Here is a 17,351-nt window from a genome sequence, read left to right on the forward strand (position 1 = left end):
CGCTCACATCACGCCGCTGGCGACTTCCGGAATCTGTTCGAGTGCGTCCTCGATGATCTCCAGCGAATGCAGGCACTCCTCCCGGGTCGAGATGCCGCCGAGGCAGACCCGCACCGCTTCCGGCGCCGGACCGGTGACGGTGAAGGCGTCGGACACCACGACACCGACGCCGCTGGCGCGCAGATGGGTCGAGAACTCGATGCGGTTCCACGGCGGCGGCACGTTCAGCCACAGGTGGAACGCTTCCGGATCGGCCTTGAAATCGGCCCGGCGCAGGATCTTCCGGGCCAGCGCCTGCCGCGCGCGCGACTCGTCGCGGATCGCGTCGGTGGCCTGCTTCACGGTGCCGTCGTTGATCCACTGCGTGGCGAGGAACGTCGTGATCGGCGACGCCATCACGCTCGACGTGCGCAGGCTCGACGCGAGGCGCGCCGTGTAGCGCGTGTTCGGCGCCGCGAGATAGCCGACGCGCAGGCCGGCACCGACGCACTTGGCGAAGCCGGTGACATGAAAGGTCAGCTCCGGCGCCAGCACGGCCAGCGGCGTCGGCGGCGCACTCGGCAGGAATCCGTAGGCATCGTCCTCGATGATCGGTACCGAATAGCGGCGCGCGATCTCGACGATCGCTTCGCGACGCGCCTGCGACATCGTCACCGTGGTCGGGTTCAGCATCGTCGGATTGCAGTACAGCGCCTTCGGCAGCAGCGAGGCGCAGGCGGCGCCGAAGGCTTCCGGATCGATGCCTTCGTCGTCGCACGGCAAGCCCATCAGGCGAATGCCAAGCTGGGCCGCGAGGCCCTTCACGCCGGGATACGTGACCGATTCGCAGCAGATGGTCTCGCCGGCGCGCGCCAGCACGCTGAACAGCGACAGCAGTGCCGACTGCACGCCGGGCACCACCAGCACGCGATTCGGCGGCAGCGCCGGAATGCGCTCGCCGAGCCAGCGGGCACCGGCTTCGCGATCCGCCGGACCGCCGCCGAATTCCTGATAGCGCAGCAGCGCGTGCAGGTCCGGCACCTCGCGCAGGGATCCGAGCCCGTTGCGCAGCATCTGGTGGATCGCCGATTCCTGCGGCTCCGGCGGCATGTTCATGGTCATGTCGATCAGGCCCACGGCCGCCGGCGAGCGCACCACCGTCGACGGCACCGGCGTGGCGGGCACCACGAACGTGCCGCGGCCGGCCTGGGAATCGATCAGCTTGCGCCGCTGCGCTTCGGCATAGCCGCGCGAGACGGTGGTGAAGTTCAGGTCGAGATGCTTGGCCAGCGCGCGCAGCGGTGGCAGGCGCTGCTCGGCGGCGAGGCGGCCGGCGGCGATGTCCTCAGCGATGGCGTCGGCAATCGCGAGATATGCCGGCTTGGTGCTGGCGCGGATCATCGCGGCCCAGCGGTTCGGCGTCGTGCCCATCGTGGCTGTCCTGTCGTGCGGCGCCGCGTTAGTCGCTGCACCGGGAACGGGCAGCGGCAACTGCGGATTGGAGTTCGGTGGGCCATCGCGAGACGTGCAGCCGCCGCGAGATGGCGGATCGAACCGACGCCTGGCGCGGTGCCGTCGCCTACGGCGTTGCCGGGCGGCCAACAAATATCACGTCATTTCATCGGTCTGGCGCAATGATCGCACGATGATCGCAGACCAGAAAGCGGGCCTTGGCACATCGCTTGCGCGGGTTCGATCACTGCGCCGTGCAAGGCGCAGCAATTCGATCAGGCAGCATTGTCCGAGGGCTGCCGCTCGCATCCGCACAGGAGACTGGACATGCCCGAAGTCCATTTCCGCGTTCGCTGGCCCGATCACACGGCCACGCGCTGCTATTCCCCGTCCACCACGATTCGCCGCACGCTTGGTGCCGGCCGCAGCTTCCCGCTGGGCGAGTTCGTCGAGATCAGCCGCGCCGCGCTCGAACGCGGCAGCGAGCGAGTGCGCCGCAAGCACGGCTTCGCCTGCGGCCGGGCGGAAATGCAGATCGCGATCATCGAAAGCTTTGCCGCGCGCTACGCCGGTCAGCCGGATGCGCGGGTGACGATCGAGGCGTACGAGGAATAAGGCTGCCTCGCGGTGCCTGCGCACAAGATCAAGACGCAGACGGAAGCGACGCCCTGCCCTTCCACCCGCGTGACCTGCCTCGAGCGTGCCCCCCAGCGGGCCTGTCGGCTTTCGATCAGGCAGCCACCGGCTTGGCCAGCTTGCCGGCGCTCAGCAGGTAGGCAAAGGTCGAGGCATAACCGATCACCGTCGCCGGGATCGCCGAGAACACTGGCAGATTCGCGGCCAGCGCCATGCAGGCCGTGGTCGCTCCGACGACGATCGCCGGCCACATCGCACCCGGCAACGGCACGGGCACGTTGAGAATGATCAGCGATGCCACCGACGCCAGCACCACGCCGAGGCTGCCGCAGATCACCCGATTCTTGAACGCCTCCTTGCTGCCGCCGAGGGCGACACCCATGCAGGTGGCGAGGAATACGGCCCAGATGAAGAACAAGCCGTAGGACAGCGCGAGGCAGGTGAGCAGCGCACCGATCACACCGAGCGGAACCGCAAGCGCATTGACGAATTTCATGAAGTGACTTCTCGGCAATTGGATGAGCAACGAAGGAATGGAAACTTCATGACGAGAACGGCCGGATGCCCGCAGCAGCGCGCGAGACCCGCAGGTCACAAAGACCGGATGCCTGACGCGGCCGTTTCACGGCAGGCATCCGGGTACCGCGACAACTCGGTTGCAGCCCATCGATCAACGCGACGGCGCGCGTCGACCTCACGCAAACATCAGAACGAGATGAAGAAACCGAAGTTGAAGTTCGAGGTATCGACGGTCTGATTGTTGTTGGCCTTGGACTTGGCGTCGGTGTACTCGCTGGTCAGCGTCAGGTTCGGCAGCAGCTTGTGGTACAGGCCGACCGTGTACTTGCTGTTGGCCTTCAGCAGCGTGCCGCCATCGACATCGCCATCGGTCGAGTTCAGGCGGCTGATGCCGTAGTTCGCGCCGAGCGTGGTCTTGCCGTAGGTGTACGTCGCCTGGATGTAGCCGCCTTGCGAGATGCGCGCCTTGCCGGTCGGCGAAAAGCCTTCGATGAAGTACGAGTACGCCCCCAGACCTTCGCCGTAGTAGTAGTGACCCACGAGTGCGGCGCCGCCGTACGCGACCTTGCCGGTGAAGTCGACACCGATCGCGACCGGGTTGCTGTCGGTCAGTACGGCACCGCCGCCCGGCGCGGTCAGCTCGTGCTTCTGGTACAGGCCGCTGAATGAGCCGAAGCCGTTGAGACCCTTGGCATCGCCGAACTTGTACTTCACCTGGCCCTGCAAGCCCGGCGCCGGCTTGGCGGAACTGGACGAACTGGCGCTGATGCCGGTCACGCTCAAGCTGTCCAGCGGCTGGAAGATGCCGATCGCACCGCTCAGGCCGCCGAAGTCCGGCGAGAGGTAGGTGATGCCGGCGTTCGGGGTCGAGAACAGATGGCCGAAGCCGATGGTGCCGAGCGTGGTGTTCGCCGGCGACAGCGCCGTGCGGACGCTGGCGACACCGACGGCGATCAGGGTGATGTCGTTGACGATCGCATCGAAGCCGAGGAACGAGTAGTCGCGGCCGATCTTCAGCGTGCCGAGCGACTTGTTGCCGAACGTCGCGTACAGCTGGCGAACATCGAGATTCGGCGTGCCGAGGGCCACGTTGCCCGAGCCGCCGGTCTGGATGTTCGGGCCGTTGCCGAACGCGAAATCATTGTTCGCGACACCCGGGTAGAAGCCGTAGTACACCGCCGAATCGATGCCTTCGAACGTGGTCTTCACGCCGAGCACGATGCCGTTCGGCAGGTTGCCGGAGTTCAGGCTCGACGCGTGGTTCGACGCGCCTGGCGGTGCGGCGCACAGCAGGCTGCCGGCCACCGCACCGGGCGTCTTGTCGCAGGTCGTGAACGTGTAGTTGGTGTTGACGTTGCCCGTGACGCTGAACGTCACGCCATTGGTTTCGACGGCGAAGGCCTGGGCGGCACCGCTGATGCCGAGGCCAGTGCCGAGGAACAGCAGGGCGGCGCTGCCGCGCGTCAGGATGCGGGTATTGCAGGTCATGGTTTGACTCCCTTGTGGTTGAGCGATCGGATGCCGCGTGGCTGAAGGTCGAACCGGCAGCCCGTGCCGGATTCGCTGATCGCCGGAGCAACCGATATGCCAACTGTTTCGTTTTTTATGCGATCACTTGACCCAAATGTTTCGCAATGTGTTGCTGCTCAAGGGAATTCCGGGCCGAACAATTTTTTCGGAAGCGTCGCCCGCCCGGCGAACGAGGGACGACGCGTCGCGACGCGGGCAGACCGCATTGCGGTGACGGGTTTTAGAGTTCAATGAATTGATTTTATTGAACTTTAACCGGATACACCGTGCGGCTCGCCGGATCTTCGCCAGCCTCGCCACATCGCGCGGGCCGCTGCGGCATTCGCGATCACACAGCGATCACGCTGCTCGGAGACACCGCGGTGCCCGACCGGACGGCGCTTGCACCACAACGGATCGCACGCAGAACACCGTGCAACAGTCAGTCGACTTGAAATCGCGATCTATCAATCACTTGGGGTGATTGTTTCATCGTGGTGCGCATTCGCGCGATCACGGTGCCGCGCCAGGCGCTGCCACGCATGCCGCTCGATCGGATCGACCGACTCTTGCCCTGTGGTTTCGAGCGTGCAGCGGCTCGCGGCTGGCGAAGGGCATTCACGCGCGATGCGCCGGAATCCTCGAGAAAAACAGGCCCTGTCGATCTCGCGGGACTTGTGCACCGTTCGCGAGCACCCATTCGGACCGCCTGCGCCGTTTTCTGGCATGCGCAGGCAAGGCAAGTCGTCCGCGTGGCGACGCGGCGCGATCACGAACGGCGGCGACCGCAGCCACAGGCCGCAAATCTCCTGAAAAACCAACAGTCTTGCCGATTGATCGCATTTTGATCGCATTTTCGGGCGAAGCGATGGCACACGGCTTGCGATGACCCTTCCGTGCAGCCGGACCCGGCGCACAGCCCGCCGTCCCGCAGACCCCACCGCCGATTCCCAACAGGAGCAAACGCCAATGCCAGCCGTCACCACCCCGCCGACCAAGAAGGGCGATTTCTTCGTCGATTACGAACAGAAGGTTTTCGAAGATGTGAAGGCCAAGCCGGGCGAGAAGGCGCTGGTCACCTTCCACACCGTCGCCTTCGAAGGTTCGATCGGCCTCGTCAACATCCTTCAGGCCAAGCGCCTGCAGCGCAAGGGCTTCGAGACCTCGATCCTGCTGTACGGCCCGGGCGTGACCTTGGGCATCCAGCGCGGCTTCCCGACCATCGGCGATGAAGCCTTCCCCGGCGCGCAGAACTTCTCCGGCCAGCTGAACGCGTTCATGGCCGAAGGCGGCAAGGTCTATTGCTGCCGCTTCGCGCTGCAGATGCTGTACGGCCACGGCGAGCATTCGCTGCTGCCGGGAATCATTCCGATCAACCCGCTCGATGTCCTGGACCTGTGCCTGCTGCATCGCGAAGGCGCGTTCGTGATCCACACCTGGACGGTCTGAAGCCGGTTTCTTCCTGCCCCACCCGCTGATCGTGCCCGTCGTGACCACGTTCCCCAATGCGTGCGAACGACGCTCGATCAGCCGGGTGGCGGCGTTTTTGCTGCATTGAACTCGCGGCCACCCGCCCTCCGCCACGGACCCCGCCATGCCCGCCAGAAACATCGTCAGAGTCGCCGCCGCCCAGCTGAATCCGGTGCTCGACTCCGCGACCGGCACCGTCGACAAGGTGCTGGAAGCGATCGCCGACGCCGCGCGTGAAGGCGCGCAGCTGATCGTGTTTCCGGAAACGGTGGTCCCGTACTACCCCTATTTCTCGTTCGTCACGCCCGCCGTCTCGATGGGCGCGATCCATCTGAAGCTCTATGAACACTCACCGAGCATTCCCGGGCCGGTGACCGATGCCATTGCTGCCGCCGCCAAGGCGGCCGGCATGGTCGTCGTTCTTGGCGTCAACGAGCGTGACCACGGCACGCTTTACAACGCGCAGGTGATCTTCGATGCCGACGGCACGATGCTGCTCAAGCGCCGCAAGATCACCCCGACCTACCACGAGCGCATGGTCTGGGGCATGGGCGACGGCGCCGGCCTGAAGGTCGTAGACACCGCTGTCGGCCGGATCGGCGCGCTGGCCTGCTGGGAGCACTACAACCCGCTGGCCCGCTACGCGCTGATGGCCCAGCACGAGGAAATCCACTGCTCGCAGTTCCCGGGCTCGCTGGTCGGCCCGATCTTCGCGGACCAGATGGAAGTGACGATGCGTCACCACGCGCTGGAATCCGGCTGCTTCGTGGTCAACGCCACCGCCTGGCTGACGCCGGAGCAAAAAGCGGCGCAGGCGCCGACGCCGGAGCTGGAAAAAGCCTTCGCCGGCGGCTGCTACACCGCGATCATCACGCCGGAGGGCCGCCACGTGGTCGAACCGCTGCGCGACGGCGAAGGGCTGCTGATCGCCGACTGCGACCTCAACCTGATCACCAAGCGCAAGCGGATGATGGATTCGGTCGGCCATTACGCGCGCCCGGAAATCTTAAGTCTGGTGCTGGATTCGCGCGCCACCACCCCCGCATCCGGTCTGCCTGCCGCCACTGCACCGCTGCCGATCACCGTTCAGGACAACGCCGAACAGGCGCCGTCCGAGCGCGTCGTTGCGCTTCCATCCGCCACCGACGCCCGCAAAACGGCGCTGCGCTGATTCTTGCTTCACCGCATCACCCGTTCACTGCCGGAGCTGTCCATGGAACCCGCCAACACCTCGCAGTTGCTGACCGAGCTGCAATCGCAGGGGCTGCGTCTGGCCGATGACAGCGCCGGAGCGCCCAGCCGCCGCGGCGGTGCCGGACCCAGCGATCACAAGGCCGTGACCATTGACGGCCGCACGATCATGGTCCCGGTGCATTCGGCCGATGCGCGTGCGTCCGCGTTCGAAGTCGGCCTGCCGCGCGCCGATGGCGGCGTCACGCTCAAGCGCAACAGCATTCCGATCAAGGAAATCTCGTTTCCGAAGCAGCCCCGCTTCTACAAGCTGCAGACCTTCGATGGCGTGCCGTACTGGAAGATCGCGACCCTGCATGGCGCCGACGTGCTGGCGACCACCGTGCTGCAGACCTGCGTGCGCTACGGCCGCCGCAGCACCTCGTGCCAGTTCTGCGCGATCGGCGAATCGCTGAAGGGCGATCGCACGATCAACCGCAAGACGCCGGAACAGCTCGGCGAAGTGGCGCGCGCGGCGATGCTGCTCGACGGCATCCAGCACATGGTGATGACCACCGGCACGCCGAACTTCACCGATCGCGGCGCGGAAATCCTGCGCGAAAGCGCGTTCGGCGTGAAGGCGGCAACCGTCAACCACGCTGGCTTTGCCAGCGGCCTGCCGATCCAGGGCCAGTGCGAGCCGCCGGATGATCCGCGCTGGTACCAGCGGATGAAGAACGCCGGCATCGACACGCTCGGCATGCACATCGAAGCGGTGTCGCAGTCGGTGCGCGAGCAGATCATGCCGGGCAAGGCGACGGTCACCGTCGATCACTACCTGACCGCGTTCGAGCAGGCGGTCGCCGTGTTCGGTCGCGGCCAGGTGTCGACCTACATCCTGTACGGATTGGGCGACACCCGCGAAGCGGTGCTGTCGATGAGCGAAAAGCTGATCACGCTCGGCGTCTACCCGTTCGTGGTGCCGTTCGTGCCGATCGCCGGCACGCCGCTGGAAAACCAGCGCTCGCCGGATGCCGCGGAGATGCGCGAGCTGCTGGCCCCGCTTGGCAGGATGCTGGTGAGCGGCGGGCTCAAGTCGGCCGAGATCAAGGCCGGCTGCGGCAAGTGCGGCGCCTGCTCGTCGCTGTCCGCCTACGAGAAGGCCTAAGCGATGCGCGCCGCCGACTGGATTCCCGCCTGCGCCGCCAGCGAAACCGTCGCCGACTATCGGCCGGTCGAGTACCGCGTGAAGCTGGCGACCGAAGCCTGGGAACTGCGCGAAGCGCGCGCCTTGCGCCGCGCGGTGTTCTGCGCCGAGCAACGCTTGTTCAACTTCACCGATGCCGACGATGTCGATGACGACAAAGCTGCAATCACGCTGGTCGCCGTGTCCTGCATCCACAGCATGTCCGAGGATGTGGTCGGCACGGTGAGAGTCCACGCGCTCGGCAACGATGTCTGGCAAGGCTCGCGGCTCGCCGTGCGCCGCGACTATCGCGGCCAGGCCTGGCTCGGCAGCGAGCTGATCCACCTCGCCGTCAGCCTCGCCCATGCGCGCGGCGCGCAGCGCTTCGTCGCCCAGGTCCAGCAGCAGAACGTGGCGCTGTTCGAGCGCCTGCACTGGCGCGCCCTGGAAGCGATCGAACTGCGAGGGCGACCGCACTGGCGGATGGAAGCGGATCTCGCGCATTACCCGCCGTGCGGAAGTGTCGAGCGCGGCTTCATCACAACCTTGCGGAGTGCCGCGTGAGCGCGTCGCTGTCGCAATTGATCGCCGCCCTGCACTGCAGCCGCGGGGTTGCCCACAAGCGCGACATCAGTGCCGTGGTTGCCGCACTCGGCATTGGTGGCGACAGCGCCATCAAGGTCGGCGATGACTGCGCGGCGATCCCTGACCCGTCCGGCGACGGCTGGCTGCTGCTGGCGATCGAAGGCTTCCTGACCGAGTTCGTCGAGCGCGAACCGCGCTTCGCCGGCTGGTGCGGCGTGATGGTCAATGTCTCGGACATCTATGCGATGGGCGGCCGGCCGATCGCCGTCGTCGATGCGATCTGGAGCCGCGATGCCGTGCACGGCAAAGCGATCCTCGACGGCATGGCCGAGGCAGCACGCGTCTACGGCGTGCCAGTGGTCGGCGGTCATGCCAATGCCCGCGCCGGCCATGAGCAACTGTCGGTGGCGATCCTCGGTCGCGCCAGCGCGCTGCTGTCGAGCTTCGACGCGAAGCCCGGCGATGTGCTGATCGCCGCCACCGACCTGCGGGGCGGCTATCGCCCGCATTTCTCGAACTGGGACGCCGCCAGCGGCAGCGACCCGGAACGCCTGCGCGGCGATCTCGACATCCTGCCGACACTCGCCGAAGACCGGCTGTGCTGTGCCGCCAAGGACATCAGCAATGCCGGCCTGCTCGGCACGCTGCTGATGCTGCTGGAGTGCTCGAACGTCGGGGCCGAGGTCGATCTCGATCAGGTACCGATGCCGGCGGACGCTGACCCGCTGCGCTGGCTGCTGCACACCTTTCCGAGCTACGGCTTCCTGCTGGCGGTGCGGCCGAGCAAGGTCGACGACGTGCTGGCGCGTTTCCTCGCGCGCGACATCTCGGCATCCGCCATCGGCCGTTGCACGGCGGCGCGACAACTCCATCTGACCGACGACGGCGACCGCGCGCTGGCCTGGGATTTCGAGCAGCAACCGCTGATCGGCTGCGCGCCGACGATCGCAGCACCGGTCGCACAGCGCCGCGCCGCCTGATCACGACCCTTCATCCTTTCGAATCCCGATGCCTGAACTCCGCTTCGAAGTCCGTTGGCCCGATGACACCACGACGCTGTGCTATTCGCCGTCATCGACGATCCGCGACTACTTCACGCCCGGCCAGCCGTATCCGCTGAAGGACTTCGTGCGCCTGAGCCAGGCCGCGCTGCATCTGGCCAGCGAGCGCGTGCGTCAGCGTTACGGGTACGCCTGTTCGAGTGCCGCGCACCAGATGTCCGAAATCGAACGGCGCGCCAGCCAATACCAGACCGATCCCGCCGCGACGGTCACCGTCGTCCGCTTCAGTTGATTGCCGCGCCTCACGCACACCCCTGGAATCCATGAACGCCATGACTCGCTCGCTGCCACCCAACCACTACCCCGTCATCGTCATCGGTGGCGGCCAGGCCGGCCTGTCGGCAAGCTGGCATCTGAAGCAGCGCGGCATCGCCCACGTGGTGTTCGAGAAGCAGCGCATCGCCCATGAATGGCGCGAGCATCGCTGGGATTCGTTCTGTCTGGTCACGCCGAACTGGCAGTGCACGCTGCCCGGCTTCCCGTATCAGGGCAACGATCCGTACGGCTTCATGCTGAAGGACGAGATCGTCCAGTACATCGAGGCCTTCGTCGCGAGCTTCGAGCCACCGGTGCTTGAAGGCGTTGCCGTCACCCGCGTCAGTCAGAACGACGGCGGTGGTTACACCGTGATGACCTCGATCGGCGAGTACACGGCCAATGAAGTGATCGTCGCCAGCGGCGCGTATCAGGTGCCGGTCAAGCCGGCCAGCGCCGAGCGCCTGCCGCAGACGATGCTGCAGATGCATGCGCCGCAGTACCGGAATGCCGATGCGCTGCCGCCCGGCGCGGTGCTGATCGTCGGCACCGGCCAGAGCGGCTGCCAGATCGCCGAGGACCTGCATCTCGCCGGGCGCAAGGTGCACCTGTGCGTCGGCGGTGCGCCACGCGCACCGCGCCGCTATCGCGGCAAGGATGCCGTCGAGTGGCTGAACCAGATGGGCTATTACGACATCGGAATTCACGAGCATCCGAACAAGGAGCGCGTGCGCTCGAAGTCCAACCACTACCTCACCGGCCGTGACGGCGGCCGCGAGATCGACCTGCGCAAGTTCGCGTCCGAAGGCATGGAACTGTATGGCCGGCTCGACGACATTCGCGGCACCACGATCACCGTCAAGCCGGATCTGGAAAAGAACCTCGACAGCGCCGACGCGACCCTGGAATCGATCAAGGACAGCATCGACGCCTACATCGCCCGCGCCGGCATCGACGCGCCGACCGAGCCGCGCTATGTGCCGGTTTGGAAGCCGACCGCCGAGCGCACGGCGTTCGACTTCGCCGAAGCCGGCATCACCACGGTGATCTGGTGCATCGGCTACAAGGCCGACTTCCGCTGGATCGACGTGCCGGTGTTCGACGGCCGCGGCTACCCCGGGCACGATCGCGGCATCACCACCGTACCCGGCCTGTATTTCATCGGCCTGCCGTGGCTGTACACCTGGGGCTCGGGCCGCTTCTCCGGCGTGGCGCGGGATGCCCAGCACATCGTCGATCGGATCGCGTCACGGCTGCACAGCACGCCGCGGGTGGCGACCGGCCTGAATGCGCTGGCGCTGGGCAGCTAGACGACGCGGCCGGCCGGCGGTCATTCGTCGTACGGGTCCTTGACCTTCGGCAGGATCAGGTCGCGGGTGCAGAACAGGAACTTCGACACGACTTCGCGGTGCGGCAACGGATGCGGCAGTTCGAAGCGCTCGACACCCTTGGCGCGCTTCACTTCGAGGCGCCCGCCGACCGTCGACAGCTCGCGCACGAGCAGCGCGAGGGCATCGTCATCGCCGAGCAGCGCTTCGGCGCGCAGGGTTTCGCCAGCACGCGGCGCCACCTTCTTCAGCATCTTCGCGGTATCGGCACTCGGCGTGACCAGACGCGCCGAGCGCACGCCGACGCCGGTCACCGCGAGCGCGGTGACAAAGCCTTCCGGCGTCTCTCGTTTCTCCAGCACGGCGACGAGGCCCTGCGCCGGGTCGTCGAAACGCATCGCGCAGACACCGGGCTGCGGCGGCTGCAGATCGCGCACGGCAGTGGCGTTCCATGTGACGGTCAGCAGCAGCGAGGCCAGCAGGTTCATCGGATGCTCCGAAAGGAAGTGGCGTGTCGCGCGTCGGCATCCAGCTCAGGGCTGGACCAGATCGCCGGCGCAGTTCAGATAGCCGCCGGTGACGTCGCGCGGCAGCGGATGCGGCAGTTCATGATGACTTTCGGTGCCGTTCCGCGAAACGGTGAGCTGGCCGCCGGCCACCGCCAGATCGCGAATCAGCAGCGCGCCGGCATCGCGATCTTCCAGCAGTGCTTCGGCACGAAACTGTTCGGTGGCGCGCGCCGCGACGGGCTGCAGCACTCGCGCGCTATCGACGCTGGCGGTCTGCAGCCGCGCGTCGGTGACTCCGGCACCGGTGACCGCCAGTGCGGTGACGATGCCTGTCGGCGTCACGCGCTTCTCGATCAGCAGTGACAGGTCGGCCGCGGCGTCGTCGTAGCGGATCACGCAGGCCACCGGCATCGACGATCCGGGCTGCCGGCCGAGATCGGCAATCGCCTGCGCCTGCCAGGCCGCCAGCAGCACGGCCAGACTCATGGCGTGCCGAGCCGCTCGTGGAACGCGAGGAAGGCGTCGAGTACGGCCTCCGGCGCTTCGGTCTGCGGGTAGTGGCCGATGGTCGGCAGCAGCACGATGTCCGGATTCGGGATCAGCTCGCGGTAGCGCTCGGCCATGTGCGCGCCGGAGATCGGATCGAGGGCGCCGTCGATGAAGCGGCGTGGCACGCCGGTGTGCTGCAGCGCGCCGACCCAGCGTTCGCGGTTCGCGCGGCGCTCCGGGATGTAGCGGATCAGCCGGTGCATGTTGCGCTGACCGCGGTTGAAATCGATCGTGCGCCAGAACGCCCGCAGTTCCTCGGTCGACGGCTTCGTGTCCGGTCCGAACACGGCCGAGAACTTCGGCATGAAGTTCTGCTCGGTGGTCAGCCACGAGATCAGCGGCCCGATCGGCGACAGCAGCAGCTTCTGCACGCGTGCGGCCCGATGGGTTTCCGGAAACAGGCCGCCGTTCAGGAGAACCACGGACTGCAGGATCAGCGAATCGTCGCCGCGGGCGCGACGGTCCTCGTGCCGCGCGATCAGTTCCTGCGCGACGGTGTCGCCGTAGTCGTGGGCGAAGATGTGGAATCGGGTGATGCCGCGCGCACGCAGCAGCGATTCGAACAAGTCGGCCTGGTCGAATATGGAGTAGTGGTAACCGCGTGGCTTGGCAGAAAACCCGAAGCCGATCATGTCCGGCGACAGCACGCGGGCGAAGCGCCGCTGCAGTGCCGACCACAGTGGCTGCCAGTCGAACGACGAGGTCGGAAAGCCGTGGATGCAGATCAGCGTCTCGCCGCCGGCAGCGGTCGGGCGGCCGGCTTCGGCGAGAAAGACTGTGTGGCCCCGGTGGTCGACCTGCCTCCCGGCGCGCTGCCACGCTTCCAGTCGCTGCAAATGACTCATCGACATTCCTGATCGCGGGCGCCCGACCGCCGGGCGCTCGCGGCACTGTACCGGTCGTCGACCCTGATCGCGAATGGAACGTCACCGTGCACCGGAATTGGGCGCGCGGACGCGGTGCTGCGCGGAATCGGTTCATTTCCGAGCGACGCGAAGTGGAGACCACGCGTCGCTCCAGTCGGCGTCAACGTAACGTTCAAGCGCCTTCTATGCGCTTGTTTACATTGCTTAACGAATCTGTAATAACTCGCGTACGGGTGATTGGGCTGCTCGGGTGGGGCAGCCGAAAGGGACACGTCGACGACCACGATAAGGTCGCGGCGCTTATCAATTTTTCTTAGTTCGGGGGTTACATGAGCAAGCACAGATGGGCTCGCACGGCGAGTCGGGGCAGCGCGTTCGTCGCGCTTGCATCCATTGCATCGCCTGCGCTGCATGCGCAGGAAGGCGCACCGGCAGCGCCTGCGGCGCCAGGTGAAGTCAAGGCACTGAATGAAGTCACGGTCACCGGTTCGCGCATCAAGCGCGACGGTTTCGTGTCGCCGACTCCATTGACGGTGATCAAGGCCGAGGACATCAAGGCCAGCGGCGCGACCACGATCGGCGAACTGCTGACCAACACGTCGCAGCTCGCATCGACGTTCACGCTGTCGAACTCCAATCGGTTCATCGGCACGGCCGGTCTGAACCTGCTCGACCTGCGCAACCTCGGCACCTCGCGCACGCTGGTGCTGGTCAACGGTCGTCGCCATGTCGGCGGCTCGGCCGGCGACACCGCCGTCGACGTCAACACGATTCCGATCGAACTGATCGAACGCGTCGAAATCATCACCGGCGGTGCCTCGGCCATTTACGGTGCCGATGCCGTCACCGGCGTCGTCAACTTCATCCTGAAGGACAGCTTCAGCGGCTTCACGGCGCGCGCGCAGTCCGGCAAGGCGGACGACAGCGACTTCTCCCGTACCCTGTTCGGCTTCACCGCCGGCCGCAATTTCGATGGCGATCGCGGCAATGCCGTCGTCTCGTTCGAAACCACGCAGCAGGATCGCCTGGTTGCCACCGAGCGCAAGTCGACGCGGATCCAGACCACGACCATCGTGCGTCCGAACGATCCGTTCAACACCCAGTACATCGGCCTGAACGGCGGCAACTACGCGATCACCGCGGGCGGTCGCTTCACGACCACCAACAGTGCCACCACCGGCACGCCGTACGTGTTCAATCCGGATGGTTCGGTCCGCCTGCAGAACATCGGCAACCTGGCCGATGGCACCCGCTCCGTCGCCGGCACCAACTGCCTGAACTGCGACTATTTCGACAGCCGTCGTCATACCGACCTGCAGCCGGACTTCGACACGTACAACTTCAACACGGTGTTCAGCTACAAGCTGACCGACTACGCCCGTGTCTTCACTGAAGCCAAGTACTCGCGCAACAAGGTCTTCACCCTGACGCAGCCGGCCTTCAATGCCGGCAACTCGGCCCCGGCCAGCAACAGCCGCCCGATCCGCATCGCGTCGGACAACGCCTACATCGGCGCTGACCTGCGGCAGATCCTGACGGCGAACAACCTGAGCTTCATCAACGTCACGCGCCTGAACTTCGACGCCGGCTTCCGCGGCGAAGACATCTCGCGCGAGACCAGCCGACTGGTCGTCGGTGTCGACGGTACGCTGTGGGACAAGTGGGACTACACGCTGTCCGGCAACTACGGTCGCCTGTCCGAGCGTCGTGACAACCTCAACAATCGCATCAACGACCGCTTCTTCCTGTCGACCGATGCCGTGCGCAACTCGGCGGGCCAGATCGTCTGCCGCGCCACGATCGACCCGAACGCGGTCGTTCCGGGCACGCAGGCCGCGAACGGCACCGGTGGTCGTCGTCCGTCGCAGAACGACATCAACGGTTGCGTGCCAACCACGGTGTTTGGCGACGGCCGGCTTGATCCTCGCGCAGCCGCCTACTTCAACAGCCGCGCGTTGTCGTCATCGACGGTCGAGCAGGGCGTGTTGAGCGGCTCGTTCGGCACCAACGACCTGATCGACCTGTGGGGCGCCGGCTCGATCGGCACCGCCGCAGGCTTCGAGTTCCGCAACGAAAAGAGCGTGCAGACCACCGACTCGCTCGCTGCCACCGGTGCCACGTTCCTGAACGTGATCCCGGGCTCGGGCGGCAACTACAACGTCGCGGAAGGCTTCGCCGAAGTCGACGTGCCGCTGCTGAAGGATCTGCCGCTGATCAAGTCGCTGAACGCGAACGCCGCAGCCCGTTACGCCGACTACAACACCATCGGCTCGACGCTGGCCTACAAGTTCACGCTCGACTGGACCGTGACCGAAGACGCGCTGTTCCGCGGTTCGTATTCCCGCGCACTGCGTGCTCCGAACATCGGCGAACTGTTCTCGCCGCAGAGCCAGAACTTCTTCGCGATCAACGATCCGTGCTCGCAGCAGTTCCGCACCACGGCACCGAACCGCGCCGTGCGTGATGCCAACTGCGCCGCGCTCGGCATTCCGGCGAACTACGTGTCGACCGTCACCGCGACCCGTCAGGGCGTGTCGGGCGGCAACCCGGACCTCGACCGCGAACGCAGCACGGCGTACACCGCCGGTCTGGTGCTGACGCCGCGCTACATCAAGAACTTCGGCGTGTCGATCGACTACTGGTCGATCCAGATCGATGACGTCATCAACTCGACGAGCGGCCAGCAGATTGCCAACCGTTGCGTCGACGCTGCCGGCGGCATCAACAACGAGTTCTGCGGCCGCGCCCAGCGTGCGCCGGGCACCGATCCGAACCAGCCGTACGAGATCATCTTCATCACGCAGACCTTGCAGAACCTGACGAAGCTGAAGGCTCGCGGCATCGACCTGAACGTCAACTACACGACGCCGGTTCCGTATGTCGGCGGCAGCCTGTTCCTGACCGCCACCGGCACCCGCCTGCTCGAACGCCGCTTCTTCCCGTTCCAGGGCGAGAACTCGAGCGAGCAGTACAACGGCCTGCTCGGCGATCCGGAATGGGATTTCCAGTTCAGCGCGACCTATCGCCTGAAGCCGGTCCGTTTCCGTGCCAACGTGCATCTGCTGGATGACCAGATCATCGGTCCGACCACGCGTGCCTCGTTCAACGCGAACCAGAACCAGCGCAATCCGATCTTCACCGGCGTCAAGATCTACACCGACTTCAACGTCGCGTACGAGATCACCAAGAACCTCGAGTTCTACACCGGCATCAACAATGCCTTCGAGGAAAATGGTCCGCTCGGCCAGGTCGGCAATGGCGCCGGTTCGGCGATCTTCGACAACATCGGCCGTTACTACTACGGCGGCATCAACGTGAAGTTCAAGTAAGCCTCGGCGCTTACCGCAGCACGAAAAAGCCCGGCATTGCCGGGCTTTTTCTTGGGCGCTCGGTATCGAACGCGTCAGTCGCGGTACGACGGATCGATCCGGTCGAGCTTGCGCAGCAGCCCCGGCCAGACGAGGCCGGCGCCCAGACCCTTCGTCACCTGCGCCAACTGCGCCTTGGCACCGTCGAGGATCGGCTGCGGAATCCGGATCAGCTCGCCGCCGCCGGCTTGTGCCTTGATCTGGATCGCGCAGGCGCTTTCGAAGATGTACATCGACAGCCAGGCCTCGGCCGGCGAGCTGCCAACGGTCAGCAGGCCGTGGTTGCGCAGCATCAGGAAAGTGTTGTGGCCGAGATCGCGGACCAGCCGCGGCTTCTCATCATCGTTCAGCGCCACGCCTTCGTAGTCGTGATACGCAAGGCCGGCCTGCACGAAGATCGACTGCTGCGAGATCGGCAGGAAGCCCTCCTTCTGCGCCGAGACCGCGATGCCGTTCGCCGAGTGCACGTGCAGCACGCACTGCGCGTCGGCGCGGGCAGCGTGGATCGCGCTGTGGATGGTGAAGCCGGCCGGATTGACCGGGAACGGCGAGTCCATGACCTTGCGGCCGTCGAGATCGATCTTGACCAGGCTCGACGCGGTGATCTCGTCGAACAGGAAGCCGTACGGGTTGATCAGGAAGTGGTGATCGTCACGGCCCGGCGCCGACGGCACCTTGGCCGAGATGTGGGTGAACACGAGGTCTGACCAGCCGAACAGCGCGACCAGCCGGTAGGCGGCAGCAAGATCGACTCTCAGCGCCCATTCCTCCGGCGACACCTGGTCGCGGACACTGGGAATCTGCAGCTTTTCGTGGGCAGTCATCGGGGTCTCCTCGGTCGTGGCCATGGCGGCTCTGGTCAGCGCAGACGATGCCACGCGGCCAACAAAAAAGGCAGCGCGGGAGGAC

Annotated in this window: 16 protein-coding genes; 9 read left to right on the plus strand and 7 right to left on the minus strand. The window is 65.9% G+C overall.

The annotated features are described in order from the left end of the window. Positions 1–3 precede the first annotated feature (3 nt). Positions 4–1,410 (minus strand): PLP-dependent aminotransferase family protein, encoded by a 1,407-nt coding sequence (locus QZ951_RS01150; protein ID WP_292997662.1) that lies wholly within the window; start codon positions 1,408–1,410, stop codon positions 4–6. Between the two features lie 348 nt (positions 1,411–1,758). Here QZ951_RS01150 and QZ951_RS01155 point away from each other — a divergent pair, with 348 nt between their 5' ends. Then, positions 1,759–2,046: an MSMEG_0570 family nitrogen starvation response protein gene (locus tag QZ951_RS01155; protein ID WP_292997664.1), complete on the plus strand. Its 288-nt coding sequence runs from the start codon at positions 1,759–1,761 to the stop codon at positions 2,044–2,046. A 115-nt stretch (positions 2,047–2,161) separates the two neighbouring features. On the opposite strand, the gene QZ951_RS01160 is transcribed toward QZ951_RS01155, so the two are convergent. Both QZ951_RS01160 and QZ951_RS01165 read right to left on the minus strand, forming a co-directional pair. Continuing rightward, entirely contained in the window at positions 2,162–2,563 is a 402-nt protein-coding gene (locus QZ951_RS01160) for a DUF1097 domain-containing protein (RefSeq protein WP_292997666.1), read from the minus strand. 209 nt (positions 2,564–2,772) lie between these two features. Then, a complete protein-coding gene (locus tag QZ951_RS01165; protein ID WP_292997668.1) occupies positions 2,773–4,074 on the minus strand; it encodes a porin in 1,302 nt (433 codons plus the stop codon). A gap of 990 nt (positions 4,075–5,064) precedes the next feature. Here QZ951_RS01165 and QZ951_RS01170 point away from each other — a divergent pair. The 7 genes from QZ951_RS01170 (at position 5,065) to QZ951_RS01200 (ending at position 11,132) form a co-directional block, all read left to right on the plus strand. After that, the gene (locus QZ951_RS01170; RefSeq protein WP_292997670.1) at positions 5,065–5,544 is read left to right on the plus strand and encodes an MSMEG_0572/Sll0783 family nitrogen starvation response protein; all 480 of its coding nucleotides are present in this window, start codon (positions 5,065–5,067) and stop codon (positions 5,542–5,544) included. 145 nt (positions 5,545–5,689) lie between these two features. After that, entirely contained in the window at positions 5,690–6,736 is a 1,047-nt protein-coding gene (locus QZ951_RS01175; protein WP_292997672.1) for a Nit6803 family nitrilase, read from the plus strand. A gap of 42 nt (positions 6,737–6,778) precedes the next feature. Beyond that, on the plus strand, positions 6,779–7,903 hold the full coding sequence (locus tag QZ951_RS01180; RefSeq protein WP_292997674.1) for an MSMEG_0568 family radical SAM protein: 1,125 nt from the start codon (positions 6,779–6,781) through the stop codon (positions 7,901–7,903). A gap of 3 nt (positions 7,904–7,906) precedes the next feature. Continuing rightward, entirely contained in the window at positions 7,907–8,485 is a 579-nt protein-coding gene (locus QZ951_RS01185; protein WP_292997676.1) for an MSMEG_0567/Sll0786 family nitrogen starvation N-acetyltransferase, read from the plus strand. Further along, entirely contained in the window at positions 8,482–9,486 is a 1,005-nt protein-coding gene (locus tag QZ951_RS01190) for a sll0787 family AIR synthase-like protein (RefSeq protein ID WP_292997678.1), read from the plus strand. The genes QZ951_RS01185 and QZ951_RS01190 overlap by 4 nt, the downstream gene beginning before the upstream one ends. 28 nt (positions 9,487–9,514) lie before the next feature. After that, positions 9,515–9,799, plus strand: coding sequence for an MSMEG_0570 family nitrogen starvation response protein (locus tag QZ951_RS01195; protein ID WP_292997680.1), 285 nt, complete (start codon positions 9,515–9,517; stop codon positions 9,797–9,799). 31 nt (positions 9,800–9,830) lie between these two features. Then, entirely contained in the window at positions 9,831–11,132 is a 1,302-nt protein-coding gene (locus QZ951_RS01200) for an MSMEG_0569 family flavin-dependent oxidoreductase (RefSeq protein ID WP_292997682.1), read from the plus strand. 20 nt (positions 11,133–11,152) lie between these two features. Here the strand turns inward: QZ951_RS01200 and QZ951_RS01205 are convergent, their stop codons facing one another. From QZ951_RS01205 to QZ951_RS01215, 3 genes are read right to left on the minus strand one after another with little or no spacing between them, the layout of a single operon-like run. Next, the gene (locus tag QZ951_RS01205) at positions 11,153–11,638 is read right to left on the minus strand and encodes a hypothetical protein (RefSeq protein ID WP_292997684.1); all 486 of its coding nucleotides are present in this window, start codon (positions 11,636–11,638) and stop codon (positions 11,153–11,155) included. A 45-nt stretch (positions 11,639–11,683) separates the two neighbouring features. Beyond that, complete coding sequence (locus tag QZ951_RS01210) at positions 11,684–12,145, minus strand: hypothetical protein (protein ID WP_292997686.1); 462 nt, start codon at positions 12,143–12,145, stop codon at positions 11,684–11,686. Further along, positions 12,142–13,053 carry an alpha/beta hydrolase gene (locus QZ951_RS01215; RefSeq protein ID WP_292997688.1) on the minus strand — a complete coding sequence of 304 codons (912 nt, stop codon included), beginning with the start codon at positions 13,051–13,053 and terminating at the stop codon, positions 12,142–12,144. The genes QZ951_RS01210 and QZ951_RS01215 overlap by 4 nt, the downstream gene beginning before the upstream one ends. Before the next feature lie 350 nt (positions 13,054–13,403). Here QZ951_RS01215 and QZ951_RS01220 point away from each other — a divergent pair, with 350 nt between their 5' ends. Further along, the gene (locus tag QZ951_RS01220) at positions 13,404–16,403 is read left to right on the plus strand and encodes a TonB-dependent siderophore receptor (RefSeq protein ID WP_292997690.1); all 3,000 of its coding nucleotides are present in this window, start codon (positions 13,404–13,406) and stop codon (positions 16,401–16,403) included. A gap of 74 nt (positions 16,404–16,477) precedes the next feature. Here the strand turns inward: QZ951_RS01220 and QZ951_RS01225 are convergent, their stop codons facing one another. Next, the gene (locus tag QZ951_RS01225; RefSeq protein ID WP_292997692.1) at positions 16,478–17,266 is read right to left on the minus strand and encodes a class II aldolase/adducin family protein; all 789 of its coding nucleotides are present in this window, start codon (positions 17,264–17,266) and stop codon (positions 16,478–16,480) included. Positions 17,267–17,351 lie beyond the last annotated feature (85 nt).

Origin of the sequence: Nevskia sp., assembly GCF_021732705.1 — a bacterium.
Classification (GTDB): Bacteria; Pseudomonadota; Gammaproteobacteria; order Nevskiales; family Nevskiaceae; genus Nevskia.